This is a genomic window from Achromobacter sp. Marseille-Q4954, from assembly GCF_943737025.1.
Classification (GTDB): Bacteria; Pseudomonadota; Gammaproteobacteria; order Burkholderiales; family Burkholderiaceae_B; genus Achromobacter; species Achromobacter bronchisepticus_A.
In genome coordinates, this window is the sequence record NZ_CALSFQ010000001.1 from 3,424,598 (window position 1) to 3,447,761 (window position 23,164).

Sequence of the window (23,164 nt, forward strand, 5' to 3'; positions counted from 1 at the left end):
TCGCCGGTGGCGCATCCGCACTCGGGATAAAATGGCGTCCACTCCATTCCCTAGCACCATTCCCACCATGAGCATCAAAAGCGACCGCTGGATCCGCCGCCAGGCCGAAGCCGGCATGATCGAACCCTTCGAAGCAGGGCAGGTCCGCACGGCCAATGGCGGGCGCATCGTCAGCTACGGCACCAGCAGCTACGGCTACGACGTGCGCTGCGCGGACGAATTCAAGATCTTCACCAACATCAATTCCACCATCGTCGACCCCAAGAATTTCGACGAAGGCTCGTTCGTGGATTTCAAGGGCGACGTCTGCATCATTCCGCCCAACTCCTTCGCGCTGGCCCGCACGGTCGAGTATTTCCGCATCCCGCGCAGCGTCCTGACTGTCTGCCTGGGCAAGAGCACCTATGCGCGTTGCGGCATCATCGTCAACGTCACGCCGCTGGAACCCGAATGGGAAGGGCACGTGACGCTGGAATTCTCGAATACCACGCCGCTGCCGGCCAAGATCTACGCCGGCGAAGGCTGCGCGCAGATGCTGTTCCTGGAAAGCGACGAAGTCTGCGAGACCTCTTACCGCGACCGCGGCGGCAAGTACCAGGGTCAGCGCGGCGTGACCCTGCCGCGCACCTGAGGCCTCAGCCTGCGCGCCCGGACACCGGGCGCAGGTAGTCGATATCCCACTCGCTTTCGCCCGTCTGCACGAACCCGTGCCGGCGGTAGAAGCGGTTCGAGTCGCTGCCGCGCAGCGCGCCCAGGCTTACCGCCAGCCCCAGGCGGTCGGCCTCCAGCAGGATCTTGCGCATGACCTGTCCGCCCAGCCCCGAACCCTGGGCGGCGGGGCGGATGTACAGATGATCCAGGCGCAAGCCGTCGCCCTCCGGGCGCAGCGCGTAAAACCCGATACGTTGGCCGTCCTGCTCGATGGACCAGGTATGTTCCGGCCGGAACGTGCTGCGCAGCCGCGAGCGCGCGCGCGCCGGGTCGAAGCGCCCCAGGCGCTCCAGGCTTTCACGCATGGCTTCGATGCGCAGCGCCAGCAGGTCTTCGAAATCGGCTTCCGAGACCGGCGAGTATTGCAGCGGCGGCGTGGCGAACTCGTCATAGCCCCGGCCCAGGAACTGCAGGATGCAGATGCCGTGTCCGTAGGGGTCGCTCAGGTGGGCGATGCGGCCCCAGGCATGCGAGACGGCTGGATCTTCCAGGCGCGCGCCGGCGGCCACCGCCTGTGCGACCGCGCGGTCCGCGTCCTCCACCACCACGTCCAGATGCACTGGCGTCCAGTGCCGCGCATAGTCGCGCGGCTGGCGCATGGCGCCGGCGGCTGGCGTGCCCGCAGCCTTTTCCAGCAGATAGATGGGCGCCTCGGCCCCCAGCATCTCGGCCGCTTTCGGTCCCAGCCGGCGTCGCAGTGTCAGGCCGAAAGCGCGGTGATAGAAGTCGATGGCGTGTTCGAGATCGGGCACGTCGATGTTGACCAGGATGCGCATTGGGGATCCGTCTGCTGAGTGAAGGCGAAAAACATATCATGGCCGCGGCGCCCGGTGTTACTTGCAAATCCGCTAAAGAACATCGCCGCCGCGTCCGTAAATGACAGTACATGTGTTTGCCGATTTGGCGACGTCATCTCCGCAAGCGTAAAAAAGCCCCGACCCGTGCGTTACCCCCATATCCCCTGGCTGCCTTTGTTGTTCTATCCTGCGCTGCCGGTGGCCGCTGCGGTGGGGCTGCTGCTGTGGCGCGAATGGCCGCCGGCCTTGACGCAGATCGTGCCGTTCGTGCCTTGGGTGATGGCGTTGATCGGCGTGGCCGTGTGCCTGATGTACCAGCGCGCGCAGACCATGGTGCTGATGCTCAGCGTGCTGGCCGCCACGGCGGCTTGGCCGGCGCTGGCCACGGAAGCACCCTGGGCCGTCGGACCGGCGCTGGCGTGGTGGTCGCTGGCCTACACCATCAACGCCCTGTGGTCCGAACGCTCCAGCATGCTGCTGGACCTGGCCGCTCGCATCGGCCTGATCGCCGCTGGCGCGGCCGCGATCGCGCTGGCCGGCAAGGACGGCGTGTCCGATCTGTTCGGCATGCTGTCCGTGCAAGGCAGGTTGGCGCACCTGAGCGTGCCGATCGAAGGGTTGATTGCGCTGCTGGCCACGGGCCTGACGCTGACCCTGCTGCTATTGCGCTATGGGCGTCCGCAACAGGCGGGGCAGTGGCTGGGCTTCGTGTGCATGGCGTGGGCCTTGCCGCGCGGGGCGGAACATCCCGTCGAACTGGCGCTGATGTCCACCGCCGCGCTGACGGCCCTGTGCATCTCGCTGGCCCATGAAGGTTTCCACATGGCGTTCCGCGACGAGCTCACCGGCTTGCCGGGCCGGCGCGCGCTGAACGAACGGCTGCAGCGCATGGGCCGCGTCTATACGCTGGCGATGGCCGACGTCGACAACTTCAAGGCTTTCAACGACACCCACGGCCATGACGTGGGCGACCAGGTTCTGCGCATGGTGGCGGCCCAGTTGCGGCGCGTGCCGGGCGGCGGCCGGGCCTACCGCTACGGCGGCGAGGAATTCACGCTGGTGTTCCCGGGCAAGACCGCGGCGGAAAGCATGCCGCACCTGGAAAGCGTCAGGCGCTCCATCGAGGCCTACCAGATGCGGCTGCGCGACAAGCCGGTGCGCCCCAAGGCCGACCAGATCGGCCTGCGCCGCCGTGGCGGGCGCGATGTGCGCAATGCGCGGCCGCTGCGGGTGACGGTCAGCATAGGCGTAGCCGAACGCAGCGACGCCCTGCGCGCGCCCGAAGCGGTGATCAAGGCGGCGGATCAGGCGCTCTACAAGGCCAAGGACGAAGGCCGCAATCTGGTGCGGGCCTACGGCACGCGGCGCCGGGCTGGCGCGGGCTGAGGCGGCGCCGCTACTTGCCGGCCAGCGGCAGCGCCATCAGCGCTTCGTCGTAGAGTTCACCGTTCACGCACAGCGCTTCTCGCTCGCGTCCGTATTCGGCAAAGCCCAGGCTCAGGTACAGCGCGGTGGCGGCCTGATTGTTGGCGGTCACGCTCAGCTGCACCTGGCGGATGCCGCGCATGCCTGCTGCATGGGCGATCGCCGCCTGCATCAGTTGCCGCGCCAGGCCCTGGCCGCGCTGCGCCGGCGCCACGTACATGCTCCAGATGTGCGCCTTGTGGCGCATCTTCAGTTTGCGCTGGCGGCCCACGCCGACCATGCCGGCGAGGGTCTCGCCGCAGAACACGCCAAACATTGCGCTGTCGTCCGAAGGCTGGATCCAGCCGCGGATATCCTCCAATGTCAGCGTGTGTTCCTCTTCGTAACTCGATCCGAACGATTCAGGGGTTTCCACCAGGGCGTCCAGGCGCAATTGACGCAGCGGCGCGGCGTCGGCGGGAACAAGGCGTCGGACGGAGATCGGGGACATGGTCGGCAAGTGTTGGGAATAGGGAACGTTCGGCGGTGGATTGGGCAGTATAGGGGGACACGCTGCCTATAATGGTCCTAACGCCGCTTGCGGTTTTCACAAAGGAGCCAATGATGTTCGGTTTCCTCAAGACAAACCAGGACGCCAAGCGCGACGAAGTCCAGGAAGAGTTCGTGGCGCGCGTGGCGGGTGCTGCGCAGGACTTCGTCCAGGCAGCCGGCTCGGCCGGCGCCGTGCTGGATTACACGCCGTCCAGCGTCCATGCGCTGGACGAGGCGCTGGAGGCCGCCCATCTCGGGACCTTGCCTCTTACTCCCATGCAGACCGTCGGCGCCGCCGCCTACCTCTACGAGGTGGGACGCCGCGCGTATGGCGGTCTCTATGAAGTGTGCGACGACGAGGACCCGGTGGTGCTGGTCTGCGGCGAACCCGAAGCCGAGGTCTGCTTCGGCGCCATCGCCAAGGTCGAAAGGCGCATCCGCTACGGCTCCGCCGAGGCCATCCCGCCCTATTTCGAACAGTTCCTGATGGCCTTGCAGGCGGGCGAAGCCCGCACCATCCGCTAGCGTCCCGGCGCTTCGGGCGCCCGGTTTGCTCCCCGGCGCGGCCCGGCTCTCTGTGCTGAAAACGTCCGCTTTTGGCGCGATGACAACGGCCGTCCGGGCCATTCCGGGATTTCCCTTAGGACTGTAAGAAAAACAGCCCTACAATTCGGCCATTCCCGCCGCCCTGGCGGGTGCTCGCGCCGTCTGTCATCAGGCGGATTTTTACTAGAAGTACACTCGCGCCGCGTTACGCGTCCGAACCCGCCTTGCCCCCAGGAGCGCCTGCATGAAATTCCGCTTCCCCATTTTCATCATCGACGAAGACTACCGTTCCGAGAACGCGTCCGGTCTGGGTATCCGCGCCTTGTCCGCGGCGATCGAGGCCGAGGGCGTCGAGGTGATCGGGGTGACCAGTTACGGCGACCTGAGTTCGTTCGCCCAGCAGCAGAGCCGCGCCAGCGCCTTCATTCTGTCGATCGACGACGAAGAGTTCGACGTGGATTCGCCCGAGGACGTGGCCAGCGCCATCAAGAACCTGCGCGCCTTCATCGGCGAGCTGCGTTTCCGCAACGCCGACATCCCCATCTACCTGTACGGCGAGACGCGCACTTCCGAGCACATTCCCAACGACATCCTGCGCGAACTGCACGGCTTCATCCACATGTTCGAGGACACCCCCGAATTCGTGGCGCGCCACATCATCCGCGAAGCCCGCAGCTACGTCGACAGCCTGCCGCCGCCGTTTTTCCGCGAACTGGTCAAGTACGCGCAGGACGGCTCGTACTCCTGGCACTGCCCCGGCCACTCCGGCGGCGTGGCGTTCCTGAAGAGCCCGGTGGGCCAGATGTTCCACCAGTTCTTCGGCGAGAACATGCTGCGCGCCGACGTCTGCAACGCCGTGGACGAACTGGGTCAGCTGCTGGACCACACCGGCCCCGTGGCCGAATCCGAACTGAACGCCGCGCGCATCTTCCACGCCGACCACTGCTTCTTCGTGACCAACGGCACCTCCACCTCCAACAAGGTGGTGTGGCATGCCAACGTGGCCGCGGGCGACGTGGTGGTGGTGGACCGCAACTGCCACAAGTCGATCCTGCACGCCATTACGATGACGGGCGCGATCCCGGTGTTCCTGCGTCCCACGCGCAACCACCTGGGCATCATCGGCCCGATCCCGCTGGAAGAGTTCCACCCGGACAATATCCGCAAGAAGATCGAGGCCAACCCCTTCGCGCGCGAAGCGGTGAACAAGAATCCGCGCATCCTGACGCTGACGCAGAGCACCTACGACGGCGTCATCTACAACGTCGAAATGATCAAGAAGCAGTTGGGCAGCTATGTCGACACGCTGCACTTCGACGAAGCCTGGCTGCCGCACGCCTCGTTCCATGAGTACTACCAGGACATGCACGCCATCGGCCAGGACCGCCCGCGCAGCCAGGACGCGATGGTGTTCGCCACCCACTCCACGCACAAGCTGCTGGCCGGCATCTCGCAGGCCTCGCAGATCATCGTGCAGGAGTCCGAGACCCGCAAGCTGGACCGCAACGTGTTCAACGAAGCCTATCTGATGCACACGTCCACCTCGCCCCAGTACGCGATCATCGCGTCCTGCGACGTGGCCGCCGCCATGATGGAACCGCCGGGAGGCACCGCGCTGGTCGAGGAGAGCATCCGCGAAGCCCTGGACTTCCGCCGCGCCATGCGCAAGGTGGAGTCCGAGTTCGGCAAGAACGACTGGTGGTTCAAGGTCTGGGGCCCGAATCGCCTGGTTTCCGAAGGCATCGGCAACCGCGACGAATGGATCCTGGAGTCCAACGACCATTGGCATGGCTTCGGCGAAATGGCCGAAGGCTTCAACATGCTGGATCCGATCAAGGCCACGATCATCACCCCGGGCCTGGACATGTCGGGCAGCTTCGGCGAAACCGGCATTCCCGCCGCGCTGGTCTCCAAGTACCTGACCGAGCATGGCGTGGTGGTCGAGAAGACCGGCCTGTATTCGTTCTTCATCCTGTTCACCATCGGCATCACCAAGGGCCGCTGGAACACGCTGCTGACCGCCTTGCAGCAATTCAAGGACGATTACGACCGTAATCAGCCGCTGTGGCGCATCCTGCCGGAATTCTGCCGCGACCATCGCCGCTACGAGCGCATGGGCCTGCGCGACCTGTGCCAGGAGATCCACGAAGCCTACCGCGCCCGCGACGTGGCTCGCCTGACCACCGAGATGTACCTGAGCGACATGGTGCCGGCCCTCAAGCCGTCGGACGCCTTCGCCCGCATGGCGCACCGCGAGGTCGAGCGCGTCGACATCGACAAGCTCGAAGGCCGCGTCACTGGCGTGCTGCTGACGCCGTATCCTCCGGGCATCCCCCTGCTGATCCCGGGCGAACGCTTCAACCGCACCATCGTCCAGTACCTGCAGTTCGCGCGCGAGTTCAACCAGCGCTTCCCGGGCTTCGAAACCTACATCCACGGCCTGGCCGACGAAGTGGGTCCGGACGGCGAAAAGCGCTACTACGTCGACTGCCTGATCGAAGACTGATGTCCGATGTAGCAGTACTCGGCGCCGGCGCCGCGGGCATGATGTGTGCCGCGGTCGCCGGCCAGCGCGGCTTGCGCGTGGTGCTCGTCGACCACGCCGAGCGCCTGGCGGAGAAGATCCGCATTTCCGGCGGCGGCCGCTGCAACTTCACCAATATCGGCGCCGGCCCCGCCAACTTTCTCTCCGACAACCCGCACTTCTGCCGTTCGGCCTTGGCGGGTTACACGCCGCAGGATTTCCTGGCGCTGATGAAGCGCCACCACATCGCCTGGCACGAGAAGCATCGCGGCCAGCTGTTCTGCGACGATTCCAGCGAATCCATCATCGAAATGCTGCGCGCCGAGTGCGACGCGGGCAGGGTGCAGTGGCGCATGGGATGCTCGGTGGCCGAGATCGGCCATGGCGAGCAGGGCTACGAGCTGCGCACCAGCCAAGGCCCGATCCGCGCCGCGAAACTGGTGATCGCCACCGGCGGCATGGCCATTCCCCAACTGGGCGCCACCGATTTCGGCCTGAAGATCGCGCGGCAGTTCGGCCTGAAGGTCGTGGAACCGCGGCCCGCCCTGGTGCCGCTGACCTTCGATGCCGAGCAATGGCGGTCCCTGTCCGAATTGTCCGGCGTGGCGCTGGAGGTCAATCTGCACACGGGGCAGGGCAAGGCGCGCGGCGAGTTCCTCGAAGACCTGCTGTTCACCCATCGTGGCCTGTCCGGCCCCGCCATTCTGCAGATATCCAGCTACTGGAAGCCTGGCGAACCCATCGTGATCGATCTGGCGCCTGGCCGCGATCTGGCGGAAGAACTGTTGGCGTCGAAGTCGGGCAACCGGCAGCAGCTGCATACCGTGCTGGCGGGCCTCTGGCCCAAGCGCCTGGCCGACCGCTGGCTGCACCTGGCGGAGCAGGGCGGCAAGCCGGGCCTGGCGGCGCTGCGCCTGGCCGACGCGCCGGACAAGACCCTGCGCGCGCTGGCGCAGGACATCCATCAGTGGAGCCTGGTGCCCAGCGGCACCGCTGGCTACAAGAAGGCCGAAGTCATGCGCGGCGGCGTGGACACGCGCGGCCTGGACCAGAAGTCCATGCAGGCCAAGACCGTCGCCGGTCTTTATTTCATCGGCGAAGCCGTGGACGTCACGGGCTGGCTGGGCGGCTACAACTTCCAGTGGGCCTGGGCCTCGGGCGTGGCCTGCGGCAAGGCGCTCTAGCTTCCCCAGGCGGGACAGGGCGCCGATAGGCCGGCGCTATGGCAGGTATTGGAAACCTGCCATTGTTATATTAAATAAAAATACTTATCATTTATGTTTTCGATATAGATCCAAGCCCTGAATCGGGGGCGGATCTCACGGAGACATGCATGGCCTATACCCTCCCGCCCCTGCCGTATGCCTACGACGCCCTGGAACCCCACATCGACGCGATGACGATGGAGATCCACTACAGCAAGCACCATCAGACCTACGTCAACAGCCTGAACGCCGCGCTGGAGGGCGCGGGCATCGTCACCAACGAGCCTGTCGAGTCCCTGGTGGCGCGGCTGGAGCAGTTGCCCGAAGCCATACGCGGCGCCGTGCGCAATCATGGCGGCGGCCACGCGAACCACAGCCTGTTCTGGTCGGTCATGTCGCCCGAGGGCGGGGGCGAGCCGGATGGCGCGTTGGCGTCGGCCATTGACTCCGAACTGGGCGGGCAGGCCGCCTTCCGCGATGCGTTCACCAAGGCCGCGCTGACCCGCTTTGGCAGCGGTTGGGCCTGGCTCTCGGTCACACCGGCCGGCAAGCTGGTGGTGGAAAGCAGCGCCAACCAGGACAGCCCCCTGATGCACGGCAACTCGCCCATCCTGGGGCTGGACGTGTGGGAGCACGCCTACTACCTGAAGTACCAGAACCGCAGGCCCGAGTACATCGGCGCCTTTTACAATGTCGTGAACTGGCCTGAAGTGGCGCGCCGCTACGCGGCGGCCCAGCGCTGAGCGCATCTCTCGCAAGGAGGGCAGCGGCACATGAATACCTTCAGCCGTCATCGCGTGCGGCCGGCGGCCACCAGCATCAGCGTGTGGACCCTGGCCGTATTGGTGGCCTGCCTGGGCCTGCACCAGCTGTGGGTCTATCTGGACGTGCGTGCGCCGCACGTGGGCGATGCCCTTCTGGGCGGGCTGGTCGCAGCTGGCGCTACCGCCCTGGGCACCTTGCCCATCCTGTTCGCCCGGACCATCCCCCAGAAAATGCAGGACAGCATGTTCGGCTTCGGCGCCGGCGTGATGCTGGCCGCCAGCGCCTTTTCGCTGGTGGCGCCGGGCATCGCGGCGGGCCGCGACCTGGGTTATGGCCCCTGGGGCGCCGGCTTGACGGTGGGCGCTGCCGTGTTGCTGGGCGCGGCGGTGCTGCTGCTCATGGACCGTACCCTGCCGCACGAGCATTTCATCAAGGGCCGGGAAGGCATCGAGGCGCACCGCCTGCGCCGTACCTGGCTGTTCGTTTTCGCCATCACCCTGCATAACTTGCCGGAGGGCCTGGCCATTGGCGTGGGCTATGCGGGCAACGACGCCATGCGCGGCACCGCGCTGGCCACCGGCATTGCTATCCAGGACATTCCCGAAGGGCTGGTGGTGGCGGTGGCGCTGCTGGCGGCGGGCTACCAGCGCGCGTTTGCCGTGGCGCTGGGCATGCTGTCCGGCCTGGTCGAGCCGCTGGGCGCGGTCCTGGGCGCCGCCGTGGTGGGCTGGTCCGAGCCGCTTCTGCCCTGGGGCCTGGGTTTTGCCGCGGGCGCCATGCTGTTCGTGATCAGCCACGAGATCATCCCGGAATCTCACCGCAAGGGGCATGAGGTCTACGCGACCTGCGGGCTGATGCTGGGTTTCGTGCTGATGATGTTGTTGGACACGGCGCTGGGCTGAGGCTGCCGCAGGCATTCCCTGGCTGCGGCTTTCGTTGTATGCTTGCGCCGCTGTCACGCATGTTGCGGGAGAGAGCGGCCTGTACGTCCGGCCGCCGCCGAAGGCGCAATTCGCCCGGAATCGCTCAGGTAACCCATACCGCCCATGCTTGCCCTGTCCCGGTTTTTTTTACCGCGCGGACGCGGCAAAACAGTACTCTGGAGAGACCTGGCGCCGCCCCTGAACTAGGGACATAGCGAGCAGCCCAGGCGCCGAAGGTGCAAACCCGCCATGCGGGGCAACTCTCAGGCAAAAGGACAGAGGGGCGGAAGATTCAGCCGTTGTACAAGCGCACCCCGCTTGGCACCACTGGCATTCCGTAACCCTGGCAACACTGCCGCCCCGGAGTTTCCGCGCATGTCCGCAACCCTCAAACGCACCCCGCTGGCTGAAGAACACATCGCCTCTGGCGCCCGCATGGTCGACTTCGGCGGCTGGGACATGCCGCTGGCCTACGGTTCGCAACTGGAAGAGCACCACGCGGTGCGGCAGGACGCCGGCATGTTCGACGTGTCGCACATGCTGAACGTCGACGTGGCCGGTCCGGACGCGTTCGCCTTCCTGCAGCGTCTGGTCGCCAACGACGTGTCCAAGCTGACCGTGCCCGGCAAGGCGCTGTACAGCTGCATGCTGAACCCGCAAGGCGGCGTGATCGACGACCTGATCATCTATTTCTTCGCCGCCGACGAATGGCGCGTCGTGGTCAATGCCGGCACGGCCGACAAGGACGTCGCCTGGATGCAGCGCGTCAAGCAGGCCGGCCAGTTCGACGTCGCCATCAACCCGCGCCGCGACCTGGCCATGGTGGCCGTGCAAGGCCCGAACGCCCGCGCCAAGGTCTGGGCCGCGCGCCCGGCCTGGCAGGCCGCCAGCGAGCCGCTGACGCCCTTCGTGGCCGCCCGCGTGGGTGACGACACCTTGGTGGCCCGTACCGGCTACACCGGCGAGGACGGTTTTGAAATCGTGCTGCCCGCCGCCGACGTGGTGCAGCTGTGGCGCGACCTGGTCGCCCAGGGCGTGCGTCCCTGCGGCCTGGGCGCGCGCGACACGCTGCGCCTGGAAGCCGGCATGAATCTCTACGGCCAGGACATGGACGAGCTGACCCAGCCCGACCAGGCCGGCCTGACCTGGACCGTGTCCCTGAAGAACGCCGAGCGCCGCTTCATCGGCCGCGACGCGCTGGAACAGTTCGCCACGCCCGCCACCTTCATCGGCCTGAAGCTGCAAGAGCGCGGCGTGATGCGCGCGCATATGGCCGTGCGCACCAAGGAAGGCACGGGCGAGCTCACCAGCGGCACCATGTCGCCGACGCTGGGCGTGTCGATCGGCTTTGCCCGCCTGCCGCAAGGCGTCAAGCCGGGCGACACGGTCGAGGTCGACATCCGCGGCAAATGGGTGCCCGCCCTGGCTTGCAAATTGCCGTTCGTGCGTAACGGCAAAGCGGTCGAACACTCGTAAACTCGAAGCTTCGCGCGAGCCGCCGGCCCCTGGGGCGACGGCCGCCCGCGCGAGGCGCGCAACACCATTCATCTACCCGCATTCCCTCAGGAGTTCCCATGAGTCTGCCCACCGATCGCAAGTACACCGAGTCCCATGAATGGGTCAAAGCCGAAGGCGACGTGTTCGTCGTCGGCATCACCGATACCGCCCAGGATCAATTGGGCGACCTGGTCTTCGTTGGCGACGTGAAGGTCGGCGCCAAGCTGAACGCCGGTGAAACCGCTGGCGTGGTCGAATCGGTCAAGGCCGCTTCGGACATCTACGCTCCCGTGGCCGGCGAAATCGTCGCGTTCAACGAAGAGCTGGAAAACAATCCCAACCTGATCAATGAATCGGCCTTCACCGCCTGGATCTTCAAGATCAAGCCGGTCAACGCCGCCGACGCCGACAAGCTGCTCGACGCCGCCGGCTACGAAGCCGTCGCCAACGGCTAAGCCGCCTGGCCGGAACGGGCGCGCAGGCGCCAGCCACGCGCCCGTTCCGCAAGATGCAATACCGTCCGTCCTCCGACGACACCCGCTATCCCGAGACCTCTCCATGTCGCGCGCCCTAGACACCCACACCGACTTCATTCCCCGCCACATCGGCCCTTCCGACGCCGACCAGGCCGCCATGCTTGCCGTCATCGGCAGCGCCAGCCTGGACGCCCTGATCGAAGAAGTCGTGCCGCCCAAGATCCGCAGCCAGGCCCCGCTGGCGCTGCCCGCCTCGCGCAGCGAAACCGACGTGCTGGCCGAACTGAAGCAGATCGCCGGCCGCAACAAGGTCTACCGCAGCTACATCGGCCAGGGGTATTACGGCACGCAGACGCCCAACGTGGTGTTGCGCAACATTCTTGAGAATCCCGCCTGGTACACGGCCTACACGCCTTACCAGCCCGAGATCTCGCAGGGTCGCCTCGAAGCCCTCCTGAACTACCAGACCATGGTCGCCGACCTGACCGGGCTGGACATCTCCAACGCCTCGCTGCTGGACGAAAGCACCGCCGCCGCCGAAGCGATGACGCTGGCACGCCGCAGCGCCAAGTCGAAGAGCCCGGTGTTCTTCATTTCGCGCCACGTGCATCCCCAGACCATCGAAGTCGTGCGCACGCGCGCCGAAGGCCTGGACATTGAAATCACCATCGGCGACGAGGCCGAAGGCCTGCCCGAGTGCTTCGGCGTGCTGCTGCAATACCCGCACAGCACCGGCTCCGTCGCCGACTACCGCAAGCTGGCTGAAGCCGCGCATGCGCAAGGCGCCATCGTGGCCGTCGCCACCGACCTGCTGGCGCTGGCCTTGCTGGCCGCGCCCGGCGAATGGGGCGCGGATATCGCCATCGGTTCGGCCCAGCGTTTCGGCGTGCCGTTCGGCTTCGGCGGCCCGCATGCCGGCTTCATGGCCTGCAAGGACGCCTTCAAGCGCAACATGGCTGGCCGCCTGGTCGGCGTGTCCAAGGACGCGCAGGGCAACCCGGCCATGCGCCTGGCGCTGCAGACGCGCGAACAGCACATCCGCCGCGAAAAAGCCACCTCCAACATCTGCACCGCACAAGTGCTGCTGGCCGTGATGGCCGGCATGTACGCCGTGTGGCACGGTCCGGCCGGCATCCGCCGCATCGCCGAGCGCGTGCAGCGCAGCACCGCCATCCTGCGCGCCGAGCTGGTCAAGCTGGGCGTGAAGGTCGTCAACGACACCTTCTTCGATACGCTGCTGCTGGAAACCGGCGCGGCGACGCCGGCCATCCTGACCGCCGCCGATTGCGCGCACATCAACCTGCGCCGCGTCGACGGCGCCCGCCTGGCGGTGTCGCTGGACGAGACCGTGACCGTCGCCGACCTGCAAGCGCTGGTCAATGTCTTCGCCGCCGGCCTGGAACGTGACGACGTCGAGCTCGACATCGACGCCCTGGACGCGGCCGCCGCCAGCGGCATTCCCGCCGGCGTGGCGCGCGAAAGCGCGATCCTGACGCACCCGGTGTTCTCCAGCGTGCAGTCGGAAACCGACATGCTGCGCTACCTGCGCAAGCTGGCCGACAAGGATCTGGCGCTGGACCGCACCATGATCCCGCTGGGCTCGTGCACCATGAAGCTCAACGCGACCGCCGAGATGATCCCCATCACCTGGCCCGAGTTCGCGCTGATCCACCCGTTCGCGCCGGCTTCGCAAAGCCAGGGCTACAACGAACTGATCGACCGCCTGTCGGCCGCGCTGTGCGAGATCACCGGCTACGACAACATCAGCCTGCAGCCCAACTCGGGCGCGCAGGGCGAGTACGCGGGCCTTCTGGCGATCCGCGGCTACCATCAGGCCAACGGCCAGCATCAGCGCAACATCTGCCTGATCCCGTCGTCGGCGCACGGCACCAACCCGGCCTCGGCGCAACTGGCCGGCATGGACGTGGTGGTGGTGGCGTCGGACGCCAACGGCAACGTCGATCTGGTTGATCTGCGCGCCAAGATCGAACAGGTCGGCGACAAGCTGGCCGCTTTGATGATCACGTATCCGTCGACCCATGGCGTGTTCGAGGAAGCCGTCACCGAGATCTGCGATCTGGTGCACCAGGCCGGCGGCCAGGTCTACCTGGACGGCGCCAACATGAACGCGATGGTGGGCGTGGCCCAGCCGGGCAAGTTCGGTTCGGACGTGTCCCACCTGAACCTGCACAAGACCTTCTGCATTCCGCACGGCGGCGGCGGCCCCGGCGTGGGTCCCGTGGCGGTGCGCGCGCACCTGGCGCCGTACCTGCCGGGCGTGGTGAACGAGCAGGGCAAGCTGCCCGGCGACGCCAAGGTCGGCCCGGTGTCGGCCGCGCCGTTCGGCTCGGCCGGCATCCTGCCGATTCCGTTCGTGTACATCTCGCTGATGGGCGCCGACGGCCTGCGCCGCGCCACTGAAGTCGCCATCCTCAATGCCAACTACATCGCGACCCGCCTGCGCGACCACTATCCGGTCCTGTATGCGGGCCGCAATGGCCGCGTGGCGCACGAGTGCATCCTCGATGTGCGTCCGCTCAAGGAAACCAGCGGCATCAGCGCCGAAGACATCGCCAAGCGCCTGATGGACTACGGCTTCCATGCGCCCACCATGAGCTTCCCGGTTGCCGGCACGCTGATGGTCGAGCCGACCGAATCGGAAGGCGTTGCCGAACTGGACCGCTTCATCGACGCGATGATCTCGATCCGGGAAGAAATCGCCCAGGTCGAGCGCGGCGAGCGCGATGCCGAGGACAACGTCCTGAAGAACGCGCCGCACACCGCGCAGATGCTGCTGGCCGAGGAATGGCTGCACGACTACCCGCGCCAGCAGGCCGCTTACCCGGTGGCTTCGCTGCGCGACGCCAAGTACTGGCCGCCGGTTGCCCGCGTGGACAACGCCTACGGCGACCGCAACCTGGTCTGCGCCTGCTTGCCGATCGAAGCCTACGCCTGAGAGTGGGGCGCGAGGCCCGGCGAGAGCCGGGCCCCTAGGCAAAAAAAATCCCCCATCCGAAAGATGGGGGATTTTTTTGTCTTGCGTCAGTCGAGGCTTACTTCGCCGGCGCGGCCTTGCTGGCCACCGAGAAGTCTTCCGCGATGCTGAAGAACGTGTTGAGCATGATCTGCAGGTTTTCCTTGCCGATGCCGCCTTCCGAGTTCATGTCCATCTGCAGCACGGCCCGGTTCTTGTCGTCCAGGTAGGCGCGGGTCCAGCGGTATTCCTGGTTCCAGGCGTTGATGGCCTTGAGCGAGACCGGCTTCTTGCTGCTGTAGGTCGCGGTCACGACGAGGTCATGGCACTTCTCGGTGAAGTCGTTGCACAGGAAGTCGACGCGCAGCTCGCTGGCGCCGGTGTCGCGGGGATCCAGGATCAGGACCGGACCTTCGTCGCCGTCCTGCTTGCGCGGGTTGTAGACCATGTCGTCCAGCATGGTCGTCACGGTGTCCACGTCGAAGTCCTGCATGTAGCCGGCCACGGACGCGGTGTCGGAGGGCGCGGCAAGTTCCGCGCCTTCGGCCGGTTCGCCTTCCTCTTCCATGCCGTCCATGTCGTCGTCCATGCCGGTCGCGCCCAGCAGGCCCGAGAACAGTTCGTCGGCGGGGATCTTCTGGCCGTTCAGGTCGCCCATGCCATCGGCGTAGTGGAACTTGCCGATGATGTTGTCGCCGTCGTTCTTGCCGACGTTGAGCATTTCAGCCATGCCGGACATCGAGCGCATCTGGTCGTCGGCTTCCTCGGCGGCCTTTTCGGCGGTCAAGCCTTGCTTCTTGACGGCGTACTGCACGATCAGGTCGCGCACCATGGGCTTGGAGATGACCAGGGTGGCATCGATCTGCTTGATGGCCTTGACCATGATCTCCTGGGGCGTCAGGTCTTTGACGTTGGGCGGATTGGTCAGGTCCAGGGCGAAGGTCAGCTTGCTTTCGCCCTTGTCGGTCTTCCAGCTGATCGGGTCGATGCTGAACGTGGGGTTGCCGTTGAGCAGCTTGCCGGCGTTTTCCAGCACGGCGTCGAACTGCTCGTCCTTCAGGCCTTCGTCGCTGGCACCCAGCATGTACTGGCGCACGATCTGGTTGTAGGTGTCCGACAGCTGCTTGATGGCGGCGCCGTCCAGCTTGGCGAGCTTGATCACGGCCTGGCCGTTGCCCAAGGCCACGTCATTCAGAGTGATGTTGCCGGTCTGGTAGGTGGCTTCGACGTTGACGTTCTTGTCGTCTTCGGCCAGCTTGACGCCATAGCCCAGGTTGTCCAGCGAGACCTTGACGTCGTCGCCAGGGCGGGTGACGTCGATGCGCTTGAGCTTGACGCTGGAGTCGCCAATGGACAGGCCGAACTTGCCCATGCGGCTGTTGACGTCCATCGTCAGGCCGGACACCAGCATCTTGATGGGATCGTCCGATTTTTCGCCATCCACCGACAGCGTTTCCATCAGGGCGTGCGCCGTGACGGCCTGCAGCGCGCGGTCGAAGGTGCCGTTGATCGCCATGCCGCTGAAATTGACGGCGTTGCCTTCGTGCGTGATCTGCACGGGGGCGATATTGGCGGTGGAGGTGGCGAAGCCGCCGAAACTGATGATCGTGTCGGCGCTCAGGGGCGCGACGCCCTTGGTCAGCTCGAACAGCTCCTTGATGTTTTCGGTCTTGGCGAGCTCGGCGTGCGTGAACGCCAGCTTGGGCGCGATGGCGCCGCGCGCCAGCGCGCTCTTGGGGAAGGGGCCGTGTTCGATGGAGGCGTCGAACTCGATCATGCCCTTGGGCAGGTCTTCGGCGACCTTGTCGCCCTTGACCAGCGACACGCCATAACGCGCCTGCGTCGAGAACAGGCCGCGCTCGTACTTGAGCTGATCGATGCGCAGACCGAACAGAGGCGTGATCTTGGCCAGCTTTTCGTTGGCTTCCGCCAGGTGGCGCTGCGAGCTTTCCTCGATGCGCTTGCCGGTGTACCACGTGGCCCCGACCCAGCTTCCCGCTCCCACTATGACCACGCCCAGGGTGATCGCTACGCTCTTTTTCATCGTTCTGCTTGTATCGTTGATTATCGAGTCATATCCGGTGAACCGCGGCTGCTTATGGCCGCCGGACGTTGACGCCCGCCATCGGAATACACGTATTCATCGGCCTGTAAGGCCCGCGGCGAGTATACCGAGGCCGATGGTCATCTGAGGGCGCTCACCGTTACAGAAGATTTCAAAATGAAAGCCGGCGCAGTTGCGCCGGCTTTCCGGGGTGGGCGCGGCGGCCGGGTCTACATCGGATCGAGGGGATAGATGGGCCGGCGCACGTGCTTGAAATCAAGCTGGCCGTAGTCCGAGGTGGTCACCCCCACGCCGGTGCATTCGATGACCTGCGTCGCCATGTCGGAAAAGCCCGCGCGCCAGTGCACGCGGCTCTTGAGCACGACATAGCGCTTTTGCAGCGGATCGATGCCGGCCGACAGCAGGCAATTGATGTCGAACGGCTCCTGGTGACGGGAAACCACCACGATTTCCACGCGGCCCGTGTCGATCACGACCGTCAGGCCGGTGTCGTTGCGCACGCCGCGGTACATGGGGCCGCGGTTCAGGTAGACGCCGTCGAACACCAGCTTGACGCGGCCGGTGACCTCCAGCGGCTCGCTGGGTTCCTTGATGGCGGGCATGGCCAGCTTGCCGCCGAGCTGGATCGTGATGGTCTGGCCCACGCCTGCGGCAGCCGCCTCGAGTGCGGCCTGCGGGTCGCAAATGGCGTAGAAGACCACGTTCTCCAGTTCCTGGCGCAGCACTTCCGCCAGCACGGCGGTGGTGTCCATGGTGCCGCCTGAACCGGTATTGTCGTAGTGGTCCAGCAGCACGACCGGGCCTTGTTCGATGGCCTTGGCGCGGGCAATGGTGGGCGCCAGCGGCTCCGGGTGGAACACCCAGTCGGCGCGGCCGTTCCAGGCTTGGTCCAGCAGCTCGTCGCGGTGCCGCTGCGCCTCGGCCAGGTTGCCGTCGGTACAGACCACCGCGCTCAGGCCGGCTTCGCGAATGTCGGCGTGCGGGAATCCCACGAAGACGGAAGCGGCCAGGACGCCGCCGGCTTCCATTGCCTTGCAGCGTTCCTGTAGCGGCTGGTTGGGCGCCGCGTGGGTGCCCTGGCACATGATGTGCGGCAGCATGGGTTTGTTGGCCCAGGACATGACCGGCTTGATCTCGCCCTTGAGGGTGCGCGCGATCACGTTCGCGGCGCGCAGGCCGGCCGCGCGGATGTCCACGTGCGGATAGGTATGGAAGCCCGTGATGACCGTGGCATGCTTGACGATGTCGTCGTAGATGTTGGCGTGCATGTCCAGCGTCACCGCCACGGGCGTGTGCGGATCGATCTCGCGCAGGCGGCGCAGCAGGTCGCCCTCGGCGTCCTCCACGCCTTCGGCGACCATGGCGCCGTGCAGGTCGAGCAGGATGGCGTCATAGCCGCCGCGCTGGACCTCGTCCAGGACCAGCTTGCACAGCCGTTCGTGGGTTTCGGCGCTGGCGGGGCCGCTGGGCCAGGACTCGGCCGCCACGGGCACGACCATCTCGGCGCCTTCGCGCCGCGCCACTTCGATATAGCCGCCCAGGCCGCTGTCGGTGTTCTCGTAGGCCTTGATGGCGCGTTCGCCGGCCAGGATCTCGGGATTGCCGCGGAAGAAGCGTTCAAGCGGGGTAGGCACGGGCGAAAACGTATTCGTCTCGTGCTTGATCATTGCCAAAAGCCAACGCATGGGAATTCCTGTGGGTTTGCTGTTGAGGATCGGTCAGGCCGCGCGCGGCGGCTGGGGCCAGGGGTGTTGTTCAGGCCGCATGGCTTCCCAGGCGCGCGCCATGCGCAGCACGCCCAGGTCGTCAAAGCGCGCGCCCGCGATCTGCAGGCCGATGGGCAGGCCGGTCTTGGTATAGCCGCAATTGACGGACGCCGCGGGCTGCTCGCTCATGTTGTAGGGCAGCGTGAATCCGATGTGGTGCATGGTGGTCGCGACCTCGTTGGTGGGCGACGGCCATTCGGCGTTGTAGGCGACCACCGGGGCCACGGGCGAAAGCACGTAGTCGTAGGGCGCGCAAGCCGCTACCGTCTTGGCGCGCACGTTCATGGTTTCGTAATAGCTGCGGAACACGGCCTCGCCGGACTGGCCGCCGCCGCTTTCCGCCCAGGTGCGGATGAAGGGCAGGATCTTGTCGCGGCGCGCCTGCGGCAAGGCCGACAGGTCGACGGCCGAGCGCGTGCGCCAGAAGCGGTCCACGCCTTCCAGCATGTCCGGCGTCATCCAGGGCTGCATCGGCGTGACGATGGCGCCGCCGGCTTCGAAGGCGCGGGCTGCGGCCTCGACCGCGGCGCGGATTTCAGGATCCAGCGGCAGGCCGCAGCCCGCGTCCATCAGCAGGCCGATGCGCAGGCCGCGCAGGTCGAGTTCCAGGTCCAGCCAGTCGAAGTCCTGGTAAGGCAGGCTCATGTGGTCGCGCGCGTCGGGCTGCGACAGCACGCCCATCATGAGCGCCGAGTCGGCGACGGTACGCGTCATGGGGCCGGCGCAGCGGCCCATGAACGGCGGGTCGATGGGGATGCGGCCCAGGCTGGGCTTGAGCGTGGCGATGCCGCACCAGGCCGCCGGCAGGCGCACGGAGCCGCCGATGTCGGTGCCGATATGCAGCGGGCCGTAACCGGCGGCCGCCGCGGCGCCCGCGCCGGCGCTGGAGCCGCCCGGGTTCTTCGTCAGATCCCAGGGGTTGCGGGTCAGTTCATGGAAGCTGGACAGGCCCGAGGACAGCATGCCGAAGTCGGGCATGGTGGTCTTGCCCAGCAGCACGGCGCCGGCCTCGCGCATGCGGGCGGCTGGCGGCGCATCGGCGGCGGCAGGCTTCAATTCCGTCGCTGCCGTGCCCAGCGGCACCGGCACGCCGCGCGTGGCGATGTTTTCCTTGACGGTGGCGGGCACGCCGTCCAGCGTGTGTCCGCCGGTCGACAGCGGTTCGCCCTTCATCCAGCGGGCTTCGGAGGCGCGGGCCTGCGCCAGCGCGCCATCCGCATCCAGCGCGTAGGTGGCCTTCAGCTGCGGTTCCCAGCGCGCGATGTGGTCCAGCACGGAGCGGGTGACCTCGACGGGCGAGAGCGTCTTGTCGCGGTAGGCCTGGAGCAGCTCCACGGCGGACAGTTCATGCGGTTGCGGCATTGCGGTTCCAGTGTGTGTACAGGCTGCGCGCGTTTCAGGGCGCGGCGGCATGGCCCAGGCCGGCCGCGACCGGCCGGAAGTTGCGGAAGTCCCAGTCGCGTCCGGGGGCGGCGTCGATCAGGGCGCGTGTGTATTCGTGGCGCGGTTCGGTCAGCACGGTTTCGGCGGAGCCGGTCTCGACGACCTTGCCCCGCTGCATCACCATGATGGTGTCGCAGATCTGCGCGGCCACGCGCAAGTCGTGGGTGATGAACAGCACGCCCACGCCGGTGCGCTGGCGCACCTGTTCCAGCAATTCCAGCACCTGCGCCTGCACCGATACGTCCAGGGCGGACACGGCTTCGTCGGCCACCAGAATCTCGGGGTCCATGACCAGGGCGCGCGCGATGCAGATGCGCTGGCGCTGGCCGCCGGAGAACTGGTGGGGATAGCGGTTCATCGCGTCGGGGCTCAGGCCCACGACGCTCAGCGTTTCGCCGGCGCGTTTCAGTGCTTGTTCGCGGGCCACGCCGAAATTCAGCAGGCCCTCGATGATGGATTCGCCGACGGTGCGGCGCGGATTCAGCGAACGGTACGGATCCTGGAACACGATCTGGATGCGGCGGCGCACCGGGCGCAGCGCCGAGCCGGACAAGGTGCTGAGGTCTTCGCCTCCCATCATCATGTGGCCCGCGGTGGGTTCGATCAGGCGCACGATGCAGCGCGCCACGGTGGATTTTCCCGAGCCGGACTCGCCCACGATGCCCAGGATCTCGCCCTTGCGCAGCGTCAGGTTGACGTCGGCGGCCGCGATCACGTTGCGCGCAGCCTGGCGCGAAAACAGCGAACTCTTGGTGCCGTAGGTGCGGCCCAGGCCCTTGACGTGCAGCACCGGCATGCCGGCCGGTGCCTCGCGGCGCGAGGGCACCAGGCTGGGTACCGACGACACCAGCCGGCGGGTATAGGACTGCTTGGGCTCGGCCAGGATCTCGTTGCGCGTGCCGCTTTCGATCAGGTCGCCGCGGTTCATCACCACGATGCGGTCGGAGATCTCGGCCACCACGCCGAAGTCGTGGGTGATGAACAGTACGGCGGTCTGGTGCTTGACCTGCAGTTCCTTGATGAGCGCCAGGATCTGCTTCTGCGTGGTGACGTCCAGCGCCGTGGTCGGCTCGTCCGCGATCAGCAGCTTGGGCTCCAGGATCAGCGCCATGGCGATGACGATGCGCTGGCGCTGGCCGCCCGACAGCTGGTGCGGATAGGCCTCGAAGATGCGCTCGACGTCGGGCAGGTGCACCGACCGGAACATGTCCAGCACTTTGGCGCGGCGGTCCGCGGCCGACATCTGCTTGCGGTGCAGGCGCAGCACCTCGTCGACTTGCTTGCCCACGGTGTGCACGGGGTTCAGGGCGGTCATGGGCTCCTGGAACACCATGGCCATGCGCGTGGCGCGCATCTCGCGCAAGCGGCGCTGCGTGGCGGTGACCACGTCTTCGCCTTCCACGCGGATCGAACCCGCGCTGACGCCCAGCACGCCGGGAGGCAGCAGGCCCATGACGGCCAGCGAGGTGACGGATTTGCCGGAGCCGGATTCGCCGACGACGCACACGGTTTCGCCGGCATGCACGTCCAGGCTCAGGTTGCGCACGACGCGGTTGCCGGCGCCGGCGACTTCCACCGAGAGGTTGCGGATGGCCAGGATGGCGGTGGAGGTATCGCCTGCGGGAGGAGTGGGGGAATAGGTCATCGGCATCAGATCCTGCGCACCATTTTCGGGTCCAGCGCGTCGCGCAAGGCGTCGCCCAGGATGTTCACGCTGAGCACGGTCAGCGACAGGAACAGGCCGGGGAACAGGATCAGGCCGGGCAGCATGCGGAAGTACATGCGTCCTTCGGACATGATGTTGCCCCAGGAGGCGATCTCGGGCGGGATGCCCGCGCCCAGGAAGCTCAGGATGGCTTCGGTGAGCATGGCGGAGGCGAACACATAGGTACCCTGCACCGTCAGCGGCGCGATCGTGCTGGGCACCATGTGGCGCCACAGCAGCAGCGGCAGCGGCGTGCCCAGGGCCAGCGCGGCTTCGACATAGGGTTCGCCGCGCACGGTCAGGATCTGGCCGCGCACCAGCCGCACCACCCGCGGAATTTCCGGGATGGTGATGGCGACCAGCACGGTGGTGATGCTGGCGCCCGTGACCGACACCAGGGCGATCGCCAGCAGGATGCCGGGGATGGCCATGATGGCGTCCATGGTGCGCATGATCAGCCCGTCCAGCGAACGGAACCAGCCGGCGATCACGCCGATGACCAGGCCGATGGCGACGCTGACCAGCGCCGCGCCCAGGCCCGCGATCAGCGAGATGCGCGCGCCGTAGGCCACGCGCGACCAGACGTCGCGGCCAAAGGCGTCGGTGCCCAGCAGGTAGTCGGAGAAGGGCGGCTTCAGGCGCGCGCCGGGGTTGATGGAAGTGGGGTCGACCGTACCCAGCAGCGGCGCGAACAGCGCGATGGCGACGACCGCCACCAGCACGATCAGCGCCAGCATCACGGGCCAGCTCTTGAGTCCCTGGCGGATCTGGCGCCAGGCGGTAGCCTGGGGCGTGCCGCCTCCGGGGAGATCGGCGGCCGCTTGCGCGGCGGCATCGGTTGGCGTTTGCATGGCGTTAATACCTGATTCGCGGGTCGAACACCGTGTAGGCGCAATCGACAACCAGATTGATGAACACGTAGACGAACGCGAAGAAGAGCGTCAGGCCCTGGATGACGGGGTAGTCGCGCGCGAGCACGGCTTCCACCACCAGCCGGCCCAGGCCGGGGATGTTGAACACCGATTCCGTCACGACCACGCCGCTGATCAGCAGCGCGATGCCCAGGCCCACCACCGTGGCGATGGGCACGGCGGCGTTGCGCAGGGCGTGGCCCAGCAGCACGCCGGTTTCGCCCAGGCCCTTGGAGCGCGCCGTGCGGATGAAATCCTCGCCCATGACCTCGATGACGCTGGTGCGCGTGATGCGCGCGATCAGCGCCACGTAGACCGTGGACAGCGCCAGCGACGGCAGGATGAGGCGGTGCAGGTAAGGCCAGAAACCCTTGGCCAGCGGCGCGTAGCCCTGCACGTTGAACCAGCCCAGCTTGATGGCGAAGAGCCAGATCAGCACGTAGCCCGTGACGAAGACCGGCACGGAGAATCCCAGCACCGAGAAGCCCATCACGGCGCGGTCCAGCAGCTTGCCTTGGCGCCATGCGGCCAGCACGCCCAGCGGAATGGCGACGAGCAGGGTGAACACCAAGGTCAGCACCGCCAGGCTGAGCGACGGTTCCAGGCGCTGGCCGATCAGCTTGGTGACCGGCACGCCGGACATGAGCGAGGTGCCCAGGTCGCCTTGCAGGAGCTTGCCGCCCCATATGAAGAACTGTTTGATGACCGGCTGGTCCAGGCCCATCGTCTGGCGTATCTGGACGATGCGCTCGGGCGTGGCGCCGTCGCCCGCCATGATGATGGCCGGATCTCCCGGGCTGAAACGCAATATCGCGAAGACCACCACCGCGACCATCACCAGAACGGGGATGGTCGCGAGGAGCCGGCGTGAGACAAATGCCAGCATGTATTTCCCCCTGA

The 23,164-nt window shown here is 66.6% G+C and carries 18 protein-coding genes and 2 riboswitches; of the genes, 10 read left to right on the forward strand and 8 right to left on the reverse strand.

Annotation, left to right across the window (positions count from 1 at the left end):
- The first annotated feature begins 67 nt into the window (after positions 1–67).
- Positions 68–631, forward strand: coding sequence for a dCTP deaminase (gene dcd, locus NGK62_RS16010; protein WP_041654363.1), 564 nt, complete (start codon positions 68–70; stop codon positions 629–631).
- A 4-nt stretch (positions 632–635) separates the two neighbouring features.
- Here the strand turns inward: dcd and NGK62_RS16015 are convergent, their stop codons facing one another.
- Positions 636–1,487 carry a GNAT family N-acetyltransferase gene (locus NGK62_RS16015; RefSeq protein ID WP_118931391.1) on the reverse strand — a complete coding sequence of 284 codons (852 nt, stop codon included), beginning with the start codon at positions 1,485–1,487 and terminating at the stop codon, positions 636–638.
- Positions 1,488–1,652: 165 nt separating this feature from the next.
- Here NGK62_RS16015 and NGK62_RS16020 point away from each other — a divergent pair, with 165 nt between their 5' ends.
- Positions 1,653–2,894 (forward strand): GGDEF domain-containing protein, encoded by a 1,242-nt coding sequence (locus NGK62_RS16020; protein WP_059371305.1) that lies wholly within the window; start codon positions 1,653–1,655, stop codon positions 2,892–2,894.
- Positions 2,895–2,904: 10 nt separating this feature from the next.
- On the opposite strand, the gene NGK62_RS16025 is transcribed toward NGK62_RS16020, so the two are convergent.
- Entirely contained in the window at positions 2,905–3,423 is a 519-nt protein-coding gene (locus NGK62_RS16025) for a GNAT family N-acetyltransferase (RefSeq protein WP_059371306.1), read from the reverse strand.
- A gap of 113 nt (positions 3,424–3,536) precedes the next feature.
- Between NGK62_RS16025 and NGK62_RS16030 the strand changes: the two genes are divergently transcribed.
- From NGK62_RS16030 to gcvP, 8 genes are all read left to right on the forward strand, one after another.
- Entirely contained in the window at positions 3,537–3,989 is a 453-nt protein-coding gene (locus NGK62_RS16030) for a hypothetical protein (protein ID WP_059371486.1), read from the forward strand.
- Positions 3,990–4,254: 265 nt separating this feature from the next.
- A complete protein-coding gene (locus tag NGK62_RS16035; protein ID WP_054451997.1) occupies positions 4,255–6,516 on the forward strand; it encodes an arginine/lysine/ornithine decarboxylase in 2,262 nt (753 codons plus the stop codon).
- Positions 6,516–7,718, forward strand: a complete 1,203-nt coding sequence (locus tag NGK62_RS16040; protein ID WP_251879160.1) for a BaiN/RdsA family NAD(P)/FAD-dependent oxidoreductase — start codon at positions 6,516–6,518, stop codon at positions 7,716–7,718. Before NGK62_RS16035 ends, NGK62_RS16040 begins: the two co-directional genes overlap by 1 nt.
- Positions 7,719–7,867: 149 nt before the next feature.
- Positions 7,868–8,482 carry a superoxide dismutase gene (locus NGK62_RS16045; protein WP_118931390.1) on the forward strand — a complete coding sequence of 205 codons (615 nt, stop codon included), beginning with the start codon at positions 7,868–7,870 and terminating at the stop codon, positions 8,480–8,482.
- Between the two features lie 30 nt (positions 8,483–8,512).
- The gene (locus NGK62_RS16050; protein WP_059371309.1) at positions 8,513–9,406 is read left to right on the forward strand and encodes a ZIP family metal transporter; all 894 of its coding nucleotides are present in this window, start codon (positions 8,513–8,515) and stop codon (positions 9,404–9,406) included.
- A gap of 55 nt (positions 9,407–9,461) precedes the next feature.
- Positions 9,462–9,557: riboswitch (glycine riboswitch) on the forward strand.
- A gap of 36 nt (positions 9,558–9,593) precedes the next feature.
- Positions 9,594–9,716, forward strand: a riboswitch (glycine riboswitch).
- Between the two features lie 86 nt (positions 9,717–9,802).
- A complete protein-coding gene (gcvT, locus tag NGK62_RS16055) occupies positions 9,803–10,903 on the forward strand; it encodes a glycine cleavage system aminomethyltransferase GcvT (protein WP_118931389.1) in 1,101 nt (366 codons plus the stop codon).
- Between the two features lie 98 nt (positions 10,904–11,001).
- Positions 11,002–11,379, forward strand: a complete 378-nt coding sequence (gene gcvH / locus NGK62_RS16060) for a glycine cleavage system protein GcvH (protein ID WP_042795177.1) — start codon at positions 11,002–11,004, stop codon at positions 11,377–11,379.
- A 103-nt stretch (positions 11,380–11,482) separates the two neighbouring features.
- A complete protein-coding gene (gene gcvP / locus NGK62_RS16065; RefSeq protein ID WP_251879162.1) occupies positions 11,483–14,356 on the forward strand; it encodes an aminomethyl-transferring glycine dehydrogenase in 2,874 nt (957 codons plus the stop codon).
- A gap of 97 nt (positions 14,357–14,453) precedes the next feature.
- Here gcvP and NGK62_RS16070 read toward each other — a convergent pair whose 3' ends face one another.
- The 6 genes from NGK62_RS16070 to NGK62_RS16095 all read right to left on the reverse strand — a co-directional run bounded on the left by NGK62_RS16070 (position 14,454) and on the right by NGK62_RS16095 (position 23,150).
- The gene (locus NGK62_RS16070) at positions 14,454–16,418 is read right to left on the reverse strand and encodes a DUF945 family protein (RefSeq protein WP_118931387.1); all 1,965 of its coding nucleotides are present in this window, start codon (positions 16,416–16,418) and stop codon (positions 14,454–14,456) included.
- 230 nt (positions 16,419–16,648) lie between these two features.
- A complete protein-coding gene (locus tag NGK62_RS16075; RefSeq protein ID WP_059371313.1) occupies positions 16,649–18,124 on the reverse strand; it encodes a M81 family metallopeptidase in 1,476 nt (491 codons plus the stop codon).
- Between the two features lie 33 nt (positions 18,125–18,157).
- Complete coding sequence (locus tag NGK62_RS16080; RefSeq protein WP_251879164.1) at positions 18,158–19,567, reverse strand: amidase; 1,410 nt, start codon at positions 19,565–19,567, stop codon at positions 18,158–18,160.
- 34 nt (positions 19,568–19,601) lie between these two features.
- Entirely contained in the window at positions 19,602–21,293 is a 1,692-nt protein-coding gene (locus NGK62_RS16085; protein WP_251879166.1) for an ABC transporter ATP-binding protein, read from the reverse strand.
- Positions 21,294–21,298: 5 nt separating this feature from the next.
- Positions 21,299–22,204 carry an ABC transporter permease gene (locus tag NGK62_RS16090; RefSeq protein WP_059371316.1) on the reverse strand — a complete coding sequence of 302 codons (906 nt, stop codon included), beginning with the start codon at positions 22,202–22,204 and terminating at the stop codon, positions 21,299–21,301.
- 4 nt (positions 22,205–22,208) lie between these two features.
- On the reverse strand, positions 22,209–23,150 hold the full coding sequence (locus NGK62_RS16095) for an ABC transporter permease (protein WP_059371317.1): 942 nt from the start codon (positions 23,148–23,150) through the stop codon (positions 22,209–22,211).
- Positions 23,151–23,164: the final 14 nt, after the last annotated feature.